The sequence below is a fragment of the Nostoc sp. genome (assembly GCF_036917575.1).
Taxonomy (GTDB): Bacteria; Cyanobacteriota; Cyanobacteriia; order Cyanobacteriales; family Nostocaceae; genus Nostoc.
The window spans coordinates 1-19,669 of record NZ_JBALDC010000092.1; the positions used below are offsets into that span (position 1 = coordinate 1).

20 protein-coding genes are annotated in these 19,669 nt (G+C 40.8%); 14 read left to right on the forward strand and 6 right to left on the reverse strand.

All coding sequences use genetic code 11. The features are described from left to right. Positions 1-279: 279 nt before the first annotated feature. Complete coding sequence (locus V7K79_RS26785; protein ID WP_335052087.1) at positions 280-1,740, reverse strand: TM0106 family RecB-like putative nuclease; 1,461 nt, start codon at positions 1,738-1,740, stop codon at positions 280-282. A 283-nt stretch (positions 1,741-2,023) separates the two neighbouring features. On the opposite strand from V7K79_RS26785, the gene V7K79_RS26790 reads away from it, so the two are divergent. The 8 genes from V7K79_RS26790 to V7K79_RS26825 all read left to right on the forward strand — a co-directional run bounded on the left by V7K79_RS26790 (position 2,024) and on the right by V7K79_RS26825 (position 8,506). Continuing rightward, entirely contained in the window at positions 2,024-2,188 is a 165-nt protein-coding gene (locus V7K79_RS26790) for a hypothetical protein (RefSeq protein WP_335052089.1), read from the forward strand. 71 nt (positions 2,189-2,259) lie between these two features. Beyond that, positions 2,260-3,453 (forward strand): aminotransferase class V-fold PLP-dependent enzyme, encoded by a 1,194-nt coding sequence (locus V7K79_RS26795; RefSeq protein WP_335052091.1) that lies wholly within the window; start codon positions 2,260-2,262, stop codon positions 3,451-3,453. Positions 3,454-3,572: 119 nt separating this feature from the next. Then, positions 3,573-4,655, forward strand: a complete 1,083-nt coding sequence (locus tag V7K79_RS26800; RefSeq protein ID WP_335052132.1) for a glycosyl transferase — start codon at positions 3,573-3,575, stop codon at positions 4,653-4,655. Between the two features lie 233 nt (positions 4,656-4,888). Then, positions 4,889-5,302 (forward strand): secondary thiamine-phosphate synthase enzyme YjbQ, encoded by a 414-nt coding sequence (locus V7K79_RS26805; RefSeq protein WP_335052093.1) that lies wholly within the window; start codon positions 4,889-4,891, stop codon positions 5,300-5,302. Positions 5,303-5,583: 281 nt separating this feature from the next. Further along, entirely contained in the window at positions 5,584-6,333 is a 750-nt protein-coding gene (locus V7K79_RS26810; RefSeq protein WP_335052095.1) for a hypothetical protein, read from the forward strand. A 32-nt stretch (positions 6,334-6,365) separates the two neighbouring features. Next, entirely contained in the window at positions 6,366-7,154 is a 789-nt protein-coding gene (locus tag V7K79_RS26815; RefSeq protein ID WP_335052097.1) for a Nif3-like dinuclear metal center hexameric protein, read from the forward strand. Between the two features lie 246 nt (positions 7,155-7,400). Next, positions 7,401-7,619: a hypothetical protein gene (locus V7K79_RS26820; protein ID WP_335052099.1), complete on the forward strand. Its 219-nt coding sequence runs from the start codon at positions 7,401-7,403 to the stop codon at positions 7,617-7,619. A 575-nt stretch (positions 7,620-8,194) separates the two neighbouring features. Then, the gene (locus V7K79_RS26825) at positions 8,195-8,506 is read left to right on the forward strand and encodes a DUF6679 family protein (protein ID WP_335052101.1); all 312 of its coding nucleotides are present in this window, start codon (positions 8,195-8,197) and stop codon (positions 8,504-8,506) included. Positions 8,507-8,570: 64 nt separating this feature from the next. Here the strand turns inward: V7K79_RS26825 and V7K79_RS26830 are convergent, their stop codons facing one another. From V7K79_RS26830 to V7K79_RS26840, 3 genes are all read right to left on the reverse strand, one after another. Further along, positions 8,571-10,241, reverse strand: a complete 1,671-nt coding sequence (locus V7K79_RS26830) for an MBL fold metallo-hydrolase (protein ID WP_335052103.1) — start codon at positions 10,239-10,241, stop codon at positions 8,571-8,573. A gap of 631 nt (positions 10,242-10,872) precedes the next feature. After that, on the reverse strand, positions 10,873-11,271 hold the full coding sequence (locus tag V7K79_RS26835) for a DUF29 domain-containing protein (RefSeq protein ID WP_335052105.1): 399 nt from the start codon (positions 11,269-11,271) through the stop codon (positions 10,873-10,875). A gap of 140 nt (positions 11,272-11,411) precedes the next feature. Next, positions 11,412-11,588 carry a hypothetical protein gene (locus V7K79_RS26840; protein ID WP_335052107.1) on the reverse strand — a complete coding sequence of 59 codons (177 nt, stop codon included), beginning with the start codon at positions 11,586-11,588 and terminating at the stop codon, positions 11,412-11,414. Between the two features lie 96 nt (positions 11,589-11,684). On the opposite strand from V7K79_RS26840, the gene V7K79_RS26845 reads away from it, so the two are divergent. Together V7K79_RS26845 and V7K79_RS26850 are read left to right on the forward strand one after the other, a co-directional pair. Beyond that, positions 11,685-11,924: an EamA family transporter gene (locus V7K79_RS26845; protein WP_335052109.1), complete on the forward strand. Its 240-nt coding sequence runs from the start codon at positions 11,685-11,687 to the stop codon at positions 11,922-11,924. Beyond that, positions 11,925-12,107, forward strand: a complete 183-nt coding sequence (locus tag V7K79_RS26850) for an EamA family transporter (protein ID WP_335052134.1) — start codon at positions 11,925-11,927, stop codon at positions 12,105-12,107. Positions 12,108-12,420: 313 nt separating this feature from the next. On the opposite strand, the gene ilvC is transcribed toward V7K79_RS26850, so the two are convergent. Both ilvC and V7K79_RS26860 read right to left on the reverse strand, forming a co-directional pair. Next, positions 12,421-13,416, reverse strand: a complete 996-nt coding sequence (ilvC, locus tag V7K79_RS26855; protein ID WP_335052111.1) for a ketol-acid reductoisomerase — start codon at positions 13,414-13,416, stop codon at positions 12,421-12,423. Positions 13,417-13,498: 82 nt separating this feature from the next. After that, the gene (locus tag V7K79_RS26860; RefSeq protein ID WP_335052138.1) at positions 13,499-13,726 is read right to left on the reverse strand and encodes a hypothetical protein; all 228 of its coding nucleotides are present in this window, start codon (positions 13,724-13,726) and stop codon (positions 13,499-13,501) included. Here V7K79_RS26860 and V7K79_RS26865 point away from each other — a divergent pair. The 4 genes from V7K79_RS26865 (at position 13,653) to V7K79_RS26880 (ending at position 19,504) form a co-directional block, all read left to right on the forward strand. Continuing rightward, positions 13,653-14,582 (forward strand): DUF4349 domain-containing protein, encoded by a 930-nt coding sequence (locus tag V7K79_RS26865; protein WP_335052113.1) that lies wholly within the window; start codon positions 13,653-13,655, stop codon positions 14,580-14,582. The genes V7K79_RS26860 and V7K79_RS26865 overlap by 74 nt on opposite strands. Positions 14,583-14,793: 211 nt before the next feature. Continuing rightward, complete coding sequence (locus V7K79_RS26870; RefSeq protein WP_335052115.1) at positions 14,794-16,155, forward strand: NAD(P)/FAD-dependent oxidoreductase; 1,362 nt, start codon at positions 14,794-14,796, stop codon at positions 16,153-16,155. 159 nt (positions 16,156-16,314) lie between these two features. Beyond that, the gene (locus tag V7K79_RS26875; protein ID WP_335052117.1) at positions 16,315-17,550 is read left to right on the forward strand and encodes an LL-diaminopimelate aminotransferase; all 1,236 of its coding nucleotides are present in this window, start codon (positions 16,315-16,317) and stop codon (positions 17,548-17,550) included. Positions 17,551-18,496: 946 nt separating this feature from the next. Continuing rightward, positions 18,497-19,504 carry a WD40/YVTN/BNR-like repeat-containing protein gene (locus tag V7K79_RS26880; protein WP_335052119.1) on the forward strand — a complete coding sequence of 336 codons (1,008 nt, stop codon included), beginning with the start codon at positions 18,497-18,499 and terminating at the stop codon, positions 19,502-19,504. Positions 19,505-19,669: the final 165 nt, after the last annotated feature.

Here is a 19,669-nt window from a genome sequence, read left to right on the forward strand (position 1 = left end):
AGTGTGGCAGCTTGGAAATGCTGACTTATCATTGTTTCCTGTTAGACTTGTACCCCACTCCGTATTCTCTCTTCGTCTTGTTCAAAAATCAAATATGATTCCTATAGTTCTGAGATGTGCTAAACCATATTAAATTTAAGTACGAAAAATAGAAACGAATCACATACTCATACGGATAAGCAAGCTAGGCGTAGTGTCTTGTAGAGAAGGACACAAACAAATGAAGTTAAAAAGTTTGGCGCAGTCTCACAAAGAAATAGTACAAGTACTCAGCACTCATTAAGCAAGTCGCAAACCATATTCATCTTGGAAAAAGTTGACAAGCCAATCTTTGACTTTATGAGTGGCGCGGCAGTCATCTTCGTTGTAGCGTTGGATAATTTCTAATAAGGTGCGATCGCCTGTTTCTAACCATTGATCGTACCAGTAAATACACTTAGCACCACTGGCTTCTTTGTCACGCCACTCAAACCCGATCCAACGAGCGATCGCTTTCAAGGCATAGCTTTCTACGGGCAATGCTACACTTTCGGTTAATTGCTCATATACATCCACAAATCGATTCAGTACAGGACGCACTAAAGAATGTGGAGTGCCGTAAAGTTTTGCCAACCGTTTGACTGTATCAAACTCGTAGACACAAAAATGATAAATTGGCGCTTCGGGATATTGCCAAACCAAATCCAAAAATTGCTGCCAAACTAATTCTTCGTCTTCTGGTTTGTCTGCTAAAAAGGAATAAAATTGTTCTGTATTATTTTGTCTATTAACAACCAAAACTCCTAAAAGATAATCTAAATCTAAGTCTGGCTGGGCTTCAATATCAAAATAAATCTCTATGGGCGCTGTGAATGTAATATCTTTTTTTGGTAGCGGGTAGGGTAAAATCAACGGTCGTTTTTCTAGTGCAGATTGAGCTTGCACTACCAATTTTGGCGCTACTTGGCTGTCAAAACCAAGTAGGTTTTCTAAGCTGCTAGGACTGATGTTAGCAAGAGATTCCAGTGTGTTAATGTCTAAGGCTTGGAGTTGAGTGTAGCGAAGGGGTGTTACACCTGGTAGCAGTGAGAGATGTTTTTCAGATTGAGCGATCGCATAACATTCACTATACCAATGGCAAAAATTGCACTTTTGGCGAGAGATAAATACCTCTGGCGGATTCGGTAACTCTAAAACTTGAATAAACTCATCCAAAATCTGCTGCATTCGTGGTATCCATTTGCACAAATCCACTGCATAATTTGTATTTTTGGTTCGCAATATCAGCAAAGCTGTTTCAGGTGCAACTCCCTGCACTGTTGTCAACACTTGGACATGAAATGCAGCGACAACCTGATATTCTTGCTTCGGGCGCTTACCCAGTTCAATACTAGCGGGGACGTAGATCCAATCTCCAAAATGGGATTGTCCCGGTTGTTTGACGAGTAAATCTGGACGACTTAGCAGAGTGTCTGCTTCCGAATAATTTGCTAACAGTACTCCTTTGTAGATGTACTCAACCCCACGCTGCATCAATTCTAAAGTTGCTTTCTCTCCCTTTTCCCAGTTTCCATAAGGATAATCTGGTTGATGATAAGTTATCTGTGCTATAGCACTCAACTGATGAGCGATTTTATCCTGTTGCAATTTTCGTAGCAACTCATTAGGAGCATCGCGCTGACTTTTGTCACCGTGGATATCTAGAAAAGGTCGGCGTTTACAGCGTTGATATTGCAGTAGGAGTTCAGCATTGATTAGCATCCTTTTAAGTTAACAATAATTACGGCACTGTGGGAGTAATTCAGACAACTACAACTAATCCCAGATTTTTCACTTCATCTCTCAAAACATTGTGCAGGGGAGCAGAGGAGAGTTATTGTACAAGTTCTTTCCCCTCTGCCTTTCTGCACCTCTGCATTTCAAGCTTGTGAGAAATGCGGGTAATAATGAAGTGGGAGAATCAAAGAGATTAGGGGGATGGGGGAGCAGAGGTCAGTACCTATAATTTAGCGAATTGGTATAAATGGGACTCGTTAATCGAGCTATGAACTTCGTTAATGAGGCTTTAATACTCGTCGATGAACCTCAGAGCTTCGTCGATGAACCTCAGAGCTTCGTCGATGAACCTCAAAGCTTCGTCGATGAACCTCAAAGCTTCGTCGATGAGTCTTTGAACTCTATTAATGAATCTCTGATACTCATCAACTAAGTTTAAAACTTCACTCTATTCCTCCTGCACCATGCCCAATAGCAATGACTAATGACTAATCTAAAATCGTTATGACCAATACTTCTATCGCACAAACCAGGTTGCATAGCCATCGAGAGCAATTTCCGGCTTTGGGGAATAAGGCTTATTTTAACTATGGGGGACAAGGGCCAATGCCGCAAAAGGCAATGGATGCGATCGCCGAAACTCAAGCTTATGTTCAGCAAATAGGCCCCTTTGGTAATGAGGCGTATGGCTGGATAGCACCCCAGACTCAAGCCGCAAGAGAAGCGATCGCTTCGGAGTTAAATGCACCAAGCCAAACAATTACTCTCACCCAAAATGTTACTGTTGGCTGTAATATTGCCATGTGGGGTATCGAGTGGCGTGCTGGCGACCATCTACTGCTCTCAGACTGCGAACATCCAGGCGTGATTGCTACAGCTGGGGAAATCTCGCGGAGATTTGCTGTAGAAGTTACCACTTGTCCCCTAAAAGCGACTTTAAATGAGGGCGACCCTGTAAGCATCATTGCCCAGCATTTGCGCTCCAATACCCGCCTAGTAATATTGAGTCATGTTTTCTGGAATACTGGTCAAGTTTTACCTCTTGCTAAAATTGCCGAAGTATGCAGAGATAATCATTCTGCACTATTAATAGATGCTGCCCAATCTGTTGGTTTATTGCCTTTAAACTTAACTGAATTGGGAGTAGATTTTTATGCTTTCACTGGTCACAAATGGTTATGTGGCCCTGCGGGTGCTGGTGGTTTGTATGTGCGCCCAGAAGCACGAGAAAGCCTGAAACCTACGTTTATTGGCTTGAATGGTATTGTTGTGGATAGTCAATCTCAGCCTGTGGATTGGCTCCCAGATGGGCGACGATACGAAGTGTCTACATTAGCTTATCCGTTGTATCTTGGGTTAAAGGAAGCGATCGCAACTCATCAGCAATGGGGAACGTCACAGGAACGTTACGAGCAAATTTGCCATAACAGTGAGTACCTCTGGCGACAATTGATAGCGTTATCCGATATTAAATGTTTGCGAACTTCCCCACCCGAAAGCGGTATAATTTCCTTCCAACTTGCAAATAATCAGCCTCAAGCTCATTTGAAGTTGGTACAATTTTTAGACTCACAAAGGATATTAACTCGGACAATTGCCGATCCTAGCTGTATACGCGTTAGCGTTCATTACTTTACTTCAGAATCAGAAATCGATTTATTGGTTGAGACGATTCAAAATTTTTGCAAGATTAATTAAAAGTTAGGAATTGTAAGTTATAAATGTGAGTGAAAATTATAATTTTCACTCACAAATCTATCAATTTAAGATTTTTCCGTCAATCTAAAATCCGAAATTGAATGACTCCTAACTTGAAAATAGAACGCCCAATTTTATATTTAGCGATAACTAACCACGGCTTTGGTCACGCTACCCGCACGGCTTCTGTAGCCGCAACCATTCAAAAATTATGTCCAGAAGTTCTGCTAATTGTGGTGAGTACTGCCCCACGCTGGTTGCTAGAGTGCTATATAGAAGGCGATTTTATCTATCGTCCTCGTGCATTTGATTTAGGTGTGGTGCAAACGGATAGTTTAACAATGGATAAAGTAGCGACTTTAGAAAAGTTGCTGGATATTAAGAAGCATCAAAATTCGCTGATTGCCTCAGAAGTGAATTTTATCCGCCAAAATCGCGTTAATCTTATTTTGGCAGATATTCCCTTCCTCGCTTCTGGGTTTGCCAAAGCTGCAAATATTCCCTGCTGGATGATGAGTAACTTCGGCTGGGACTTTATCTACCGAGATTGGGGAGGTGAATTTATCGCAGTTGCAGATTGGATTAGTGATTGGTATTCAAAGTGCGATCGCCTATTTCGTCTCCCTTTCCACGAAGCAATGCCAGCTTTTAACAATATCACAGATGTCGGCTTAACAGGCGGTTCCCCCCGTTACTCTGCTGATGATTTACGTTCTCTTTGGGGAATAACTGCACCAGTCGAAAAAACTATTTTGTTGACCTTTGGCGGGTTGGGTTTACAGCAAATTCCTTATGATAACCTACAGCGATTTCCAGATTGGCAATTTATCGTATTCGATCAATCTGCCCCTGATTTACCTAATTTAGTGAAAATTAATGACCATAAATATCGTCCTGTAGATTTTATGCCTATTTGTGGGCGAGTCGTCTCTAAACCTGGTTATAGTACTTTTTCTGAAGCCACGATACTAGGAGTACCAATTGTCACCATACCGCGTGAAGACTTTGCCGAAGCAACTATTATCCTAAAAGGTATAACTGATTATAATCAGCATCAAATTATTACCCCATCTGAATTTTTTCAAGGTACTTGGAATTTTCTTTATGAGTTACCCCAACTACCAAAGCAATCTCAACCAATTGCTAAGGATGGTAATGAAGCGATCACTAAAGCTGTTCTCAATTATTTACACACCAAATAAAGTTATTTAAATGAATATAAACTAATAATATAATCTCTAATAATAGTCATAGATGTTAGTTAACTTGGGAGAGACTTATAATAAAAATCAGAAGTAAGTAGACGATACATCTCAATCCTTGAGATATACTACTTTTGTAATTGCCAGAATCAGCTTTGTTGCCTTGTTACATCAAGTAACAGTTTATTTCATTCCCAAAGTACAAATACTATCATCAATAATTACTGTTTTAAATGACTCACTACCAAAAGTTACTAAAAATTTCCACCACTGGCAAATCTTTTTACAACATCACTACACAAATTGCAGCCGCAGTTGCCGAATCAAGGGTTGAAACTGGTCTTTGTACTTTATTTTTGCGGCACACTTCAGCCAGTTTAGTGATCCAAGAAAATGCCGATCCTGATGTTCTTGTGGATCTAGCTAATTTTATGGCAAAACTTGTCCCAGAAGCAGGTAGATACATTCACGATGCAGAAGGCGCTGATGATATGCCAGCACACATCCGTACTGTACTCACTCATACTTCTGAGCATATACCTATTAATCGCGGTCACTTGGTACTGGGAACTTGGCAGGGAATTTATATTTGGGAACACCGCCAACGCAATCATTCCAGAGAATTGGTTGTTCACATATCTGGATAGCAGATTCTCAAGTTTTATTTGAGGTGCAGTTTTGTAAGGTTTAAATATGGTTATTTTGGGTATAATCTCTGAAACTTGCACTGATTGAGATAGATTAAATAAATTTTGTTGTGGTAATTTTCTCCTCAAAATATTGAGCGAAAAACTAACTAGATACATATTCAAAAGTTCATGTAAATTTGTAAATTTAAAAGTTAAGTTTATTTGTAATTATTAAATAATTTATTTTGAGGAATATACACTAGTATTTAGTGTAAGCTGTATGGGCTATTTCAATTACTATGAAGCAAAAACTAACGCCAACTCATACATTTAAACTTATTGATGAAATACTTGCCCAACAGTCTGTTAATTTATTATCACTTAGTCCTAAAAAAACATTTATTACCAGCTTTGCAGAATTAGAAAATTTGATTGCAGAACAAAACACTGATATTCAAATTATCACAACTATTCAAGCAACTCTAGAAAATATAGTTCGTACTCAGTTGCAAAATTTTCCAGAAAACATCTTCTGGGATTTTGATTTTCTGGTAAATAGTATGCTTAGACAAGCTTTAAATGCTGATGAAGGTGCTATTGCGTTCTTAAAAATTTTTGGTGAGAAGATGGTTTGTCTAACAGAAATGTTTGGAAATAAAACAGAAATACGCTTTCGTTATGTTCATGATTTTATGTATGGATTTGAGTGGGCAAGATGGGTACAAAAAGAACCACAAAAACGCGCACATATAGAGCCTTTTAGTTTGTTGTTTTTGGATTATTTGCTTATCAAAGGTAAAGAAATTTTACAACGTATTAATCATGGTCAGGTCGTATCTTATAAACTGTGTGATACGGGCTACCGCAACCCCTTCACCTTTTCTCGCGAACCAGAAGATGAATACCGTCTCTTAACTTCTCTTGCTGAAGAACAACTGATTCCAGTAGCAGTATGGGACTGGAATGCTAGCCCTGTATGGAACAAACCTTTTCAGGAAATGCGCCAGCAATTAGCATTAAAATTAAATATTCAACCACAGAAACGCTGATTAGTAATTAAAAATTGCTGAAGAAAATAATTATGAAAATTGCTGATTTAATTACTTGGTTTGAAGCATGGGCGAATCCCGCTTGGTGTGAAAGCTGGGATAATTGTGGCTGGCAAATTGAGCCAGGTATTTTGCAAGAAAAAACACGGGTTTTGGTGTGTTTAACACCGACTTTGGCGGTAATGCAGGAAGCGATCGCTCTAAATGCTAATCTGATATTTGCCCATCACCCATTGATTTTTCATCCTCTCAAATCTTTACGCACTGGTGAAGCGATCGCCGAAATGGTACGGTTAGCCTTTACCCACAATATTGGTATTTACACTGCTCACACGAATTTTGACCAAGTGCAAGATGGGACTGCTGACGTGTTAGCTCAAATTTTAGAACTCAAAGAAGTTACTCCTATAGAACTTACACAAGCCGGATTAGGATATGGTCGTGTTGGGTTGCTAGAGCCATTTCTAACATTACAGGAATTGCTTACAACCATTCAAACCCAACTTTCTCCTCCTAATTTGATTTTTTCTCCAACTGCTGATTTACAGCAAACAATTTCACGAGTTGCTGTTTTAGGTGGTTCGGGGGCTAGTTACATTTCAGCCGTCCTTAAAACAGGTGCTCAAGCTTATCTGACTTCTGATTGTAAATTCCATCAGTTTCAAGAAAGCCGCGATTGCAATCTCATTTTAATCGATGCTGGACATTACGCTACCGAACGTCCGGCTTGCGATCGCTTGGTGCAAAAATTCCAATCTTTAAACTTAGACTGGGTGCAATTAAGTCAAAAAGATGAAGATTTTCGCCAGTTTTTTGCTTGATTGTTGATGCTTCATTAAATTTTGTCGATGCTTTAAAAAAAATTGTTGTATTTTAATTTTGTTGATGCCGAAAATTCCTCTGCCCTTTTATCTGTGTATATTAGAGTATCGAAAACTCATCTTGTGATATAAATCACTGGTTGAGCGTAATACTAATCACACAGTGTTAATGTTTCATATCAATTAGCAACAGAGGAAAATGTTCCACACTAGAATTAAGAATTTGCTCACTCTGCCCTAATCAAGATGATTCGCACAATTATTGCATCTGCTTTCCAAACTGGATATCTTAGTGTTGAATCTGAGGGTTTACTCCAGCAAGTGCTAGCTACTAAGTGCTATCAGTCAGAGGATTTGCCAGACCTTGCAGCCCTATACGATGCAGTTCGCGCCGGAAAAATTAAACGAGAAGCATCCTCATCGAACCTACTTATAGAATTTCCTTTACCACATAAATCCTCCTGAGACTTATGGAGTAGAATTTTCTCATGGTCTTTTGCCTCCACCTCTTCCCTAACTCTGTTGCCTTTTTTCAGGTTTTTGCCTGAAAAACTCAAAACTATTTGGGTGTTGTTGTTGAAAAGTATCAAGGTCAGCAAGAGAATGAGTTAAGATCAGATACAAGTGGGTAAAAGTAAAGCCAAGTCCCCGGACTTCCCAGTAATGCCAATGATTAAAAGTAGGCAAATTAAACAACCGCAATCAACGATTGTTTTCGAGTATTCTTTATTACATAATGGTAAGAATGGCTCACCAACAAATATAAACCTGGTTAGGACAGGTACCGAATTGTTTGACTTTTATCGAAGCAGACATTCCTTAGAATAAACCGGAGTGAGATTGAGTTCATTGCTAGAGCATCTGGTTTATGACCCAATGTTATCCTGATATTTTGACAATTAGCAGCAAATATTAGGATTGGGTGATGAAGCGTACTTGTTCAAAACAGTGAAATTAACCTCTTAAAGGTGTAATGTAATGGGGTAGAACCCAGAATTTGACAGGTTTAACTACGTTGTTTAAAAAGGCAGAAACAATACATGCTACACCGCAAGATTTATCAACTGTGTTGCGATGGGCGCGAGGTATGTGTTTTCTTGCGGGACCAGCAACGCTGGATTGAACGCGCCCGCATCATAGACATAGAGGGAGATTTAGTGACCCTACGCTATGAAACAGAAGAAGAGGACGAAGTTTGCTCTTGGGAGGAAATGGTTCGCCTTGAGAGCATTGGTGCTGTAACGCAAAAATTGGCTTCAGTACCACGTGGTAATGTAGAACCTCTAATGACTGAAGATTGTCCCGAAGCAGAGCGCATTCACAATCGTTATAATGACTCGAACCCAGAATAAATAATCAGTGCTGAGTGCTGAGTATCGGGTGCTGAGTAATAAATCCTAACTCAGAACTCAGGACTCAGGACTCAGGACTAGATAAACCTTCAAAGGCAGGACAGTAACCTTCGAGAGTTACCTTAAAGTTATACAACGGGGAAGCGGGATTCCAACACCGCTGCCCCCTTTGATGTAGGCAAGTACCACAACAGTCTACATCTGCCCATGTATAGCGATCGCTATTTTGATTGAGCAGTTCTCGTTGAGACAAGCCCCTTAAGACTAATTCTTCCCCTTGCCAACGAGCTTCGATTAAACCAGTATCAGCAAATTGCCGCCAACGCTGATCGGCAGTAATCACATTCTGTAGGGTAATTGTGATTACTGTTCCTAACTCTGTCAGTTCGCCTTCATAGTTAGTCTCTGGTGCTGCTGGTTGTAAAAATGTGTCGCCGATGGGCAGTTCTACTAAGGTATCAGCCGCCGGAGAATGTACGTGGTAGCGGTTTTGCAACTCCTCTAAGCTAGTCAAGTCTGCCAAGTAGGCAGGGGAACCGTGGACAAAAATCACGTGCTGGGGTCGCAAATTATGAATTAGCTGCGTAGTACCAGGGCCATCGCTATGTTGAGCTAAAAGATAAGTTTCCAGAGTAGTTGGCGCTAAATATTCTTTGTTAACTTTTATATCAATTTTTTCTGGTAGGAGAATCAGCCAAGGCCCGGTGTCTAATTGGCAGTGTTCGCCTAAATCAGATGTCGAGTCGGTGAGGACAATACAAGGTGACTTACCTACACTGGGACGATGTTCTGGTTGTAGACGACGCACGCGGGGACGTACCCGTTCATCCCAAAACAAGGGTTGATGGCGGGCAAAGTTCTGCACTGATGGGGGGAGATGGGGTAGCAGTTCAAGATATGCATCACATCCAGTGGCGACAGCACCATCTACCCAAATATCTAAATCTCGTCCGGTGAAGTGGTGATGCGATCGCAAGAGCATTAATAATTCTTGACCTAATCCTAAAGCCGGGGTAGGAAGGATTACAGAACAATTGTCAGCGATCGCTCGATTAATTCGCTCGGCTAGTTGATTTTCTTGGTTGCGGCGGTGCGGATAACGGGATGTGCCATAACTACCTTCAATGATTAGCACATCCAAGTCTAAACCCCGCAGTTCCTCTAAACGCAAACCTTCTACTAGTCGGGAGTTTGATAAGAAAAAGTCCCCTGTATACAGTAGCTTGTAAATACGCTGCTGGGTGGTGTAAGTCAGGAGAATTGCTACTGCTCCTGGTAAATGCCCTGCGGGAAATAATTCTACTACCAAACCATCTTGGAATTCTACAGGCGATCGCAATGGCAAGGCGTGACAAAATTGGGAAATTTCCTTCGGGTCTTCGTCTACCCAATTCAGTGGTAGTAACTTGCTAGTTACCTCACTACCATAAATAGGTAACTTTGGATAAGTTTTATGCAGCGCCAGTAAGCCTTTAGCGTGATCTGGGTGGGCGTGAGTAATCAAAACTAAATCTGCTGGTAGGGGCGAACTACTTCCATGTACCGACTTATTAAGCCCCTTAGCCAGCGATGAAATATCTTCTAAACCACAGTCCAACAGAATGCGGTGTGGCCCCATTTTCACCAATAAACACACGCCCTCATTGTCATGCTGGACACTATAGGGCAAACATTCTAATTCACTACCCGTTTCCGCAGCATCTGCGCGAGAGGATGCCGATAGATTATCCCTCATGCTCTCCTCCCCTCATCAAACCTCATCATCATGGACATATCTCAAAAGCCAAAAGTTACACAAATTTTGCTTTTGTGACTTAGGGGTAAGTATTATCGTGCGCCCCTACACCCTGAGAATACGGATTTTTGATTGGGGAGGACGCCTGCACCGAACCCGCACTGTTCGGAAAGGTGGGCTAACAAGAAGCTATCAAACTAGTAATTCAAGGAGTTTGCCTCTGATTTCTTTTTTCTTTACAAGTTTTAAGCGCTCTTAGCCAACTCACTCTCCGAGAAGTCGATCGAGCGTCTACAGATTTATCTCAATGTGCGGAGCCATTGCCATGATAGTTATCTGAATCATAGAATCCATTCTTTGTGCCAAAAAATAAGCACGAAAGCGTAAATATAACTGTTAATCCAGCTAGAATCAACTTCACATCCATTTGTTTGCTGCCCTTTACTCAAAGACTTTCCTATATTAATTTAGTGCTTCCGCAATCAAACGGAATCACTAGAAAATCTTTACTATGCTTATATGGATTGGGCAATAGGTAAATTCACCACAATCAGTCAAATTGTAGAACCTTTCGGTCAAGCTGTCTATCTATCTAGATGTAAAGTAAAGCAATCTGACAACGAGCGATCGTCTACAGCCCGTAAAAATCCTCATCTAAAATCTGCTCAATCGAAAAAGGACAAACGGTAGGATATTCACTTTCTTGGGGTATCCGAATTCCAAACTTAGCCAGTTTAGCTTCCTTAATGGCTAGCTTGCGGGCATCTGGGTAGGCTTTTTCCACAGCCTCAACCAGAAAACTTTTTAGAGAAGGAGTATCTGCCAAATTATTTAGAACTCGCTGACGATGTTCCAGTATTGAGCTATACCAGCTTCCTTTCACGCTATCAGGGACATCATGCTGAACTCGCAACTTGAGTAAATACGCTAATAAAATTGTCAAATTGCTTTTGAGGGCATTTTTCTCTGCCTTACCCAAATCAACTAGCTCTTCAATCAAATGCTCAATATCTAACAATACCTTTGCCAATTTACGAGAGTAATGTTGATGTATAAACGTTCTTTTCTGTAGGGTTTGGCAAAAACAATAAGTCCTAAAAATTCCATCCAGGATTCTCGCAACGCTTTTTTTAGTGTATTGCCGCACTATAAAGGGTTTGAGCGTCCAACCTAACTTGTAAGCTCAACGCTTATATATGGGTCATTTTGCCTTTTTTGCCAAAATTTTTGTAACCTCTTATTTTGGCAAAGATATTGATCCAACGCTTCAAATTCATGATTGTGTAAATGTTGAATAATTTGCTCAATCCATAATTGTAAATCGCTGTCGTATAGCGTATTAGGCATTTCTCAGCTCCTAGTTATTTAACATTCTAGCTAGTACGGAAGTTTATTCGATCATAGCGATCGCACTTAGAGGATGTTTGGAAAGCTATTACCGTTATGGATGCTTTTGTCTATGCAGTCTACATACTTTTCCTAGAGCGAGTCACCTCCCGTCATCCCATTTTTACACTCACTAGTGTTCAACTTTTGTTCATTGCAACGGTAGGGATACTTTGGAGTAACACACAAATTTTTAACCAATTTGAGTTAATTCAGCAGTACTGGGGAGTGATTCTTTATTTAGGGTTGTTAGCGACGGCTGCTGTTATCTGGCTTCAAACATTGGCACAGCAATGAATTTCATCTGACGAAGTTGCTTTAATTTTTACACTTGAGCCATTGTTCACGACAATTTTCTCGTCTTGGCTACTTGGAGAACATCTGGGTATACGCGGTCTAATTGGTGCTATTCTTGTTTTAGTTGCTCTGCTTCTAAGTCAAAGTTATCAAAAGATTGAGCCGGCAAAAGTTGATGTATAGAGCGGTTAAAGAGCTTTTATCTCGAAAGTGAAACTTAACTAAGCCAAGTTTAAAACTTGAAAGCCGCAAGAAATTTAAACATAGTAGGTCTTTATCATTATCTCAAAACATAAAGCAAATGATGCTTGCTAATGCATAGAGTCTCTTGCAAAAATTACTTTTGCAAGAGTTAGGAAAACGGTTAAAGTAATTTGTAATTAAAGAAAAGGGAAAATTTTATTCTTTTCACTTTTCCCCCTTAACCTTTTCCCGACTTTTACAATAAGTCTAAGCCAGTGTGTATTTAGACTTGTAGAAGGCACAACTTCAATGCTTAAGCCTTTTTCAACCAGCTAAACATAGCGCGTAAATCTTTACCAACTTCTTCAATTTTGTGTTCAGCTTCTTTGCGACGCATGGCGGTAAATCCTGGTTTACCAGATTGGTTTTCCAAAACAAATTCCCGCGCAAATTGCCCAGATTGAATTTCGCTGAGAACCTTCTGCATTTCAGCTTTGGTTTGTTCGGTGACAATGCGCGGGCCACGGGTATAATCGCCATATTCTGCCGTGTTAGAAATGCTATCTCGCATTTTGGCTAAACCACCTTCCACAACTAAGTCAACAATCAACTTGACTTCATGCAGACATTCAAAATAAGCCAATTCTGGTTGATAACCAGCTTCTACTAAAGTTTCAAATCCGGCTTTGATTAAAGCACTCAAACCACCGCACAATACCGCTTGTTCGCCAAATAAATCTGTTTCGGTTTCTTCGCGGAAAGTCGTTTCCAAAACACCAGCGCGAGTACCACCAATACCTTTAGCATAAGACATGGCGCGATCGCGTGCCTGACCACTGGCATCTTGATAAACTGCAAACAGCGCTGGTACGCCTTCACCACTTTCATAAGTCCGCCGTACCAAATGCCCTGGGCCTTTTGGTGCTACCATCACCACATCTACATTATCCGGTGGTACAACTTGCCCAAAGTGAATATTAAACCCGTGGGCAAAAGCTAAGACATTCCCTTCTTCTAGATTCGGTTCAATCTCATTTTTGTAAATCGTTTTTTGAACTTCATCAGGTAACAAAATCATGATGAAATCAGCAGCATTGGCAGCATCTGCAACATTTTTCACAGTTAACCCAGCTGCTTCAGCTTTTGCGACTGATTTACTACCCGGATATAGCCCCACAATCACATTCAAACCACTATCTTTGAGATTGAGAGCGTGGGCATGACCTTGGGAACCATAGCCGATAATAGCAATAGTTTTTCCAGCCAAAAGGTCTAAATTGGCATCTTCGTCATAATACATCCGGGCCATAGAAGCATCTCCTGTCAGCAAGCATCATCATTTCTTGGCAGGCTTACGATTGTACCCCAAATTGAGTAACACAGATAAACTATCAATCATTCAATTTATCTCTTTCAACTCTGGGGATAAGGGGTAATGGAGGCTGGGGACAAATAACAAACCGTGTTACATAAATCGCAACAATCCAGGCTTTGAGTTTTTCTTCGGTAATACTGGAATTAACTTCATCTATCTGGGGGTAGATTATGTACACTTCGATGAAATTACCACGCACATCTGCTTTATTTATAAGTGCATTATTGGGAGGGGTAATTTTCACCAGTTGCGCCTCTTCTGAACAGATGGCAAATAAGTCTGCACCTCAATCTGCACCTCAAATTGCAGGTGATGGCGCGGTAAATCAATTAGCTGCTCGTGAAAATAATTCCCAAAAGGCGGAAGCTGCACCAATAGGGCGTTCTCGTCCTCAACTGATTAAAAAGGCAGCAATCTCTTTGACTGTCAACTCTGTAGATCGGACTATTGATGCCGTTTCGCAAATTATCAATCAACAGCAAGGAGATTTAATCGGGTTGAAACAACAACAACCCAAAAACGACAACCCGCGTTACACAGCAACAATCCAATTGCGGATACCAGAGAATCGGCTAGAACCTACTTTAGAACAGTTAGCGAAATTGGGCACTCTTGAGAGTCGTAATATCACTGCCGAAGATGTGGGCGATCGCTTGGTGGATTTCCAAGCTAGATTAACAAATTTGCAAAAAACTGAAGCCAATTTGCAAAAAATTATGGATCGGGCGGGTTCTGTGAGAGATGTGCTTAGTGTTGCCCAAGAACTGAGTAATGTCCGACAAACAATAGAACAAATTGATGCCCAACTCAAAAGCTTACAAAATCAAGTTGCATATTCCACTATTACGCTTAACCTAGAAGCAGCAGTTTCTAGCACCAGTCCCCAACCTGTTTTGGGTTTGCAAGTTCAAGAAACTTGGAACAACTCTACTCATTCTTTGAGGGGATTTTCCGTTGGCTTACTCAAGCTGAGTATTTGGCTAATTGTTTACAGTCCCTATTTGTTAATTTTTGCTGCTCTTATCTACAGCTTTAGGCGTTGGCGGCGAACTCTTTCACCACGTTTGACACAAACACCAGAGTCAACTAGTTCTGACTAAACTTGTATAAATCTACATAAATAAACAGGGATTTAAATATTCCAAACTCTTATTGTCTGTAGCTTTCGCCTAAAAACTTTCTTTATCCTGTAGTCTTGATTACTTTAATACTTTATTAAATGTAAACAGCAATACAAAATATCTGATGACAATTTTGATACAAATCTGTTAAGAATAGTTACAATAGTCGGCGTACACGATAATATTTCTTATGGTAAATTCACTTGACAATAATCCACCTCATAATGTAGTTATTGTAGGCGGTGGTTTTGGTGGACTTTATGCAGCAAAAACACTTGCCAAAGCGGCAGTAAAGGTTACTCTGATTGATAAACGTAACTTTCATCTATTTCAACCCCTTTTATATCAAGTTGCTACAGGTGCGTTATCCCCTGCTGATATTTCTTCACCATTGCGTTCTGTCCTTAGCAGAAGCAAGAATACGAAAGTGCTGCTGGGAGAGGTGAACAATATCGATTCAGAAGCGCAAAAAGTGATTGTGGGCGACGAAGCAATACCTTACGATACATTGATTGTCGCCACAGGTGCGAAGCATTCCTACTTTGGCAAAGACAACTGGGAAGAATTTGCTCCCGGCTTGAAAACAGTAGAAGATGCTATAGAAATGCGTAGCCGGATTTTTTCGGCGTTTGAAGCCGCAGAAAAAGAAACCGATCCAGAAAAACGCCGCGCTTGGTTAACTTTTGTAATTGTCGGTGGTGGGCCAACTGGTGTAGAGTTAGCGGGTGCGATCGCAGAATTGGCAAATCAAACTCTTAAAGAAGATTTCCGCAATATCGACACTTCAGAAGCCAAGATTTTGCTATTAGAAGGTTTGGATCGGATTTTGCCACCCTTTGCACCAGAGTTATCACAAGAAGCGGAAGCATCTTTAAGGCGCTTAGGTGTGGTTGTGCAGACAAAAACATTGGTAACAAATATTGAAAATCATATTGTTACTCTCAAACAAGGCGATGAAGTTAAAGAAATTGCTTCAAAAACGGTATTATGGGCAGCAGGTGTGAAAGCTTCCGCAATGGGAAAAGTCCTAGCAGAACGCACAGGTGTAGAATGCGATCGCGCTGGACGGATTATCGTTGAACCTGACTTGAGTATTAAGGGACATCCGAATATTTTTGTAATTGGCGATTTAGCAAATTTTTCTCATCAAAATGGTAAACCGCTACCTGGAGTTGCACCTGTAGCGAAGCAAGAAGGTGAATATGTAGCACAACTAGTCCAAAAGCGGCTTGTAGGTAACAATTTGCCACCCTTTGCTTATACCGATCATGGTAGTTTGGCAATGATTGGGCACAATTCTGCTGTAGTCGATTTTGGCTTTATCAAGCTAAAAGGTTTCGTTGCTTGGCTGTTTTGGCTATTGATTCACATTTACTTCTTAATTGAATTTAACAACAAATTAGTAGTAATGATTCAGTGGGCATGGAACTATTTTACCCGTAATCGGGGAGCAAGATTGATTACAGGACAAGAATCAATCACGCAATTCGGAATTAGCGATCGCAACATTTATTACGCATCAGAAACTAATAAACAGCCAGCAAATATTTAATTGCAAATAAGGCATTGGGTACAAGAGGCAGAGGGGCAGAGGGGAAAAACTTACTGCAACTTCTCCTCTGCTCCCTGCTTTCCTACTCCCTACAATAAAGTTATCGCCCTCATAAATTAGCAGTAAGCTGTTTGAGGGCGTTTTTTCATAATCAACATAATGGCAACTATTAACGACAACTACCTAAAGCTGAAAGCGGGTTATCTGTTTCCAGAAATTGCTCGGCGGGTGAATGTCTTTGCAGAAGCGAACAGTGATGCTAAAATCATCCGGCTGGGCATTGGCGATGTTACTGAACCTCTACCGGAGGCTTGCCGCACAGCGATGATTAAAGCTGTGGAAGAAATGGGCGATCGCAATACCTTCAAAGGCTATGGCCCAGAGCAAGGCTACGCTTGGTTGCGGGAAAAAATTGCTACTCAAGATTTCCAAGCACGGGGAGCCGAGATAGATGCCTCAGAAATCTTTATCTCCGACGGTTCCAAGTGCGACACAGGCAACATTCTAGAAATATTTGGTCATGACAATCTAATTGCCGTTACTGACCCAGTTTACCCTGTGTATGTAGACACTAACGTTATGGTGGGAAATACTGGGGATGCCAACGATAAAGGCGAATTTGAGGGTTTAGTTTATCTACCAATTACAGCTGATAACAACTTCACCGCCGAGATTCCCTCCGAGAAAGTTGATTTAATTTATCTCTGCTTTCCCAATAACCCCACTGGCGCAACTGCTACTAAGGAATATCTCAAGACATGGGTAGACTATGCCAAAGCTAATAACTCGATTATTTTCTTTGATGCAGCATACGAAGCTTATATTACCGATCCGTCAATTCCGCACTCAATTTATGAAATTGAAGGTGCAAGAGAAGTTGCGATCGAATTTCGTTCTTTCTCCAAAAACGCAGGTTTTACAGGAACCCGTTGCGCGTTAACTGTAGTACCGAAGACACTCACAGCAAAAGCCGCCGATGGTTCCGATGTCGAACTGTGGAAACTGTGGAATCGTCGCCAGTCCACCAAATTTAATGGCGTTTCTTACATCGTCCAACGGGGAGCCGAAGCCGTTTATTCTGAAGAAGGACAAACACAAATTAAAGGATTGGTAAGTTTCTATCTAGAAAACGCCAAAATTATCCGCGATAAACTCACAGCCGCCGGATTGGCGGTGTATGGCGGCGTGAATGCACCTTATGTTTGGGTGAAAACTCCTAATAATTTATCCAGTTGGGAATTTTTTGATAAGTTGCTACAAACTGTCAACGTCGTGGGAACACCTGGTTCTGGCTTTGGTGCTGCGGGTGAAGGTTACTTCCGCATTTCGGCGTTTAACAGCCGGGAAAATGTCGAAGAGGCGATGAAGCGGATTACTGAGAAGTTTAAAGTGTAGAGCGATCGCTTTTGTTAAACTCAATCTATTAGTCTAAAGGTTACGGTGGGCTGTATTATCCACCGCAACCTAATAGATTTTGAATTTTGAATATTGCTTTATTATTTATAGTAAAAGTATTATACCGTTGTGTGTGGTCAGAGTTTCGTTTTGCAGCTTTAGACATGATAGTTAACTTGGATGTTCATTATCTTATTTGATTACTAAATTTACCTAAGCTCGACTTTATAAATTTTTTTCGCAACGCGATACTCCTGCGGAGTCGTTGCACGAAAGCTTAAACTGAAACCTTTATGGGACAGTAGTTTTACTTTTTTAACTTCATCGATAATCTCTAACGTGGAAAAAGCATTTGCCAAAAAGCTAGGGTTTTTGTCAGATAAATAAAACCAAGTTCTTAATTTTGGATCAAGTCGAGCTAAGAATAAAATTCACTTTTAATCGAGTTATTTTCTCTTTACATTTAATAAGAACAAAAACTTTAGCAATCATGATAATAAAATAGAGAGGAATAAAACGAACGTTCCTCGTCTCATTCCTCTCAACTTTGCACAATTATCATTTTCAATATAACTATTTTGAGTATTTTAACTGATTGACAAAATGCACTTTCTTTTAAAATTTCACTGATGTACCCTACCCCTAACACTCTACCCTAGCGAGGCTTCAGTTTTCTTAGTGACATTCGGTAATAAACCCAAGAATATAGAGATTTTTGCTTTAAATCCTACAAAAGCTCTATATGGGTTACTTCTCAAGAAAGATGAACACATCTAAAGCCTTTAATAACATGAAACTCAGGTATCTCTAACTAGACGGACTATGCAAATATAAAGCTTTGTATCAATAAAGAAACTCACTAATCAGACAGCGATCGCTGACATTAGAACGAGTGCTGTAGGACTGATGTTAACCAATAATAATAGTACTTAAGGAAATTCAAATTATGACTAAGACAGAGCAGCAAATCTTGAAGCCGATTGAACAAAAGCAAACAGATACAGACTTTGCCAATGCCGATCAGGCAATGCCTAAACCTTTAGTAATAGCAGGAACATCTGATGGCTTGCTGTTTATTGACTCCAAACAGTATGTAGAACTTGAAGGTTATTCCATTACTGCTCTTGCCTTGAGCCAAGATGGACTGTGGGCGATCGCCGATGGCAATTCAATATGGCATCGTGATACTAACGGCAAGTGGCATCAAGTCACTGCGATAGATGATTTGCGATTGAACTGCATCCTGCCGATCGAGGGTGCGGTTTTGGTAGGAACTTCACAAGCTCATCTCCTCCGCATTACTGATGATGGAAACACGAATCGGATCAATTGCTTTGAGGCGGCTGAGGGACGCTCCCAATGGTATACACCGTGGGGAGGGCCTCCAGATGTTCGCTCAATAGCAGTAGGTCAATCCGGCGAACTTTATGTAAATGTGCATGTCGGAGGCATTCTACGCTCTGACGACCAGGGACAGTCATGGCAACCCACCATTGACTTGCATACAGATGTTCATGAGGTACGAACCATTCCGGCTCGTCGGGATCTCGTGTTGACAGCTACGGCTGAGGGGCTAGCGATTAGTCAAGATAGAGGTAACTCTTGGAGCTTTGATCGCACAAATCTACATGCTAATTACTCACGAGCTTTGGCAGTGTGTGATGAGACAATTTTGATGACCGTTTCTATGGGCCCATCAGGTAACAAGTCAGCCATTTATCGCCGTCCACTTGATGAGTCAGGCACATTTGAGAAATGTGAGGCAGGGCTACCGGAATGGTTAAAAGACAATATCAACACAGGAACCCTTGCCACTTTCGGGAATATAGCTGCTTTCGGAACTTGTGATGGTCAAATCTTCCTCTCGAATGATGCTGGCTTGACGTGGAAGCAGATAGCAGCTTCTTTGCCTAAAATCCTCTGTGTGAATCTGATGTCACCCACTAATAAGTAGACCAAAAAAAACACTTTTGCGTTAGCATATCTCACCGTACTCCTACGGAAAAGCAAGCTACGCGGAGCGTCTCGTAGAGTGTGTGATCAATACCTGCCTAAATAGAATTTTGTTTAAAATTGGTGATTTTAAGTACTAGTTTTAAAGAACAGTGGCTTTAGTATA

Coding starts and splice junctions, on each gene's coding strand:
- V7K79_RS26815 (WP_335052097.1), top strand. CDS start 6,366: ATGAAAATTGCTGATTTAATTACTTGGTTTGAAGCATGGGCGAATCCC.
- ilvC (WP_335052111.1), bottom strand. CDS start 13,416: ATGGCCCGGATGTATTATGACGAAGATGCCAATTTAGACCTTTTGGCT.
- V7K79_RS26805 (WP_335052093.1), top strand. CDS start 4,889: ATGACTCACTACCAAAAGTTACTAAAAATTTCCACCACTGGCAAATCT.
- V7K79_RS26830 (WP_335052103.1), bottom strand. CDS start 10,241: ATGAGGGATAATCTATCGGCATCCTCTCGCGCAGATGCTGCGGAAACG.
- V7K79_RS26825 (WP_335052101.1), top strand. CDS start 8,195: ATGCTACACCGCAAGATTTATCAACTGTGTTGCGATGGGCGCGAGGTA.
- V7K79_RS26870 (WP_335052115.1), top strand. CDS start 14,794: ATGGTAAATTCACTTGACAATAATCCACCTCATAATGTAGTTATTGTA.
- V7K79_RS26785 (WP_335052087.1), bottom strand. CDS start 1,740: ATGCTAATCAATGCTGAACTCCTACTGCAATATCAACGCTGTAAACGC.
- V7K79_RS26845 (WP_335052109.1), top strand. CDS start 11,685: ATGGATGCTTTTGTCTATGCAGTCTACATACTTTTCCTAGAGCGAGTC.
- V7K79_RS26865 (WP_335052113.1), top strand. CDS start 13,653: ATGTACACTTCGATGAAATTACCACGCACATCTGCTTTATTTATAAGT.
- V7K79_RS26810 (WP_335052095.1), top strand. CDS start 5,584: ATGAAGCAAAAACTAACGCCAACTCATACATTTAAACTTATTGATGAA.
- V7K79_RS26820 (WP_335052099.1), top strand. CDS start 7,401: ATGATTCGCACAATTATTGCATCTGCTTTCCAAACTGGATATCTTAGT.
- V7K79_RS26795 (WP_335052091.1), top strand. CDS start 2,260: ATGACCAATACTTCTATCGCACAAACCAGGTTGCATAGCCATCGAGAG.
- V7K79_RS26880 (WP_335052119.1), top strand. CDS start 18,497: ATGACTAAGACAGAGCAGCAAATCTTGAAGCCGATTGAACAAAAGCAA.
- V7K79_RS26840 (WP_335052107.1), bottom strand. CDS start 11,588: ATGCCTAATACGCTATACGACAGCGATTTACAATTATGGATTGAGCAA.
- V7K79_RS26875 (WP_335052117.1), top strand. CDS start 16,315: ATGGCAACTATTAACGACAACTACCTAAAGCTGAAAGCGGGTTATCTG.
- V7K79_RS26790 (WP_335052089.1), top strand. CDS start 2,024: ATGAACTTCGTTAATGAGGCTTTAATACTCGTCGATGAACCTCAGAGC.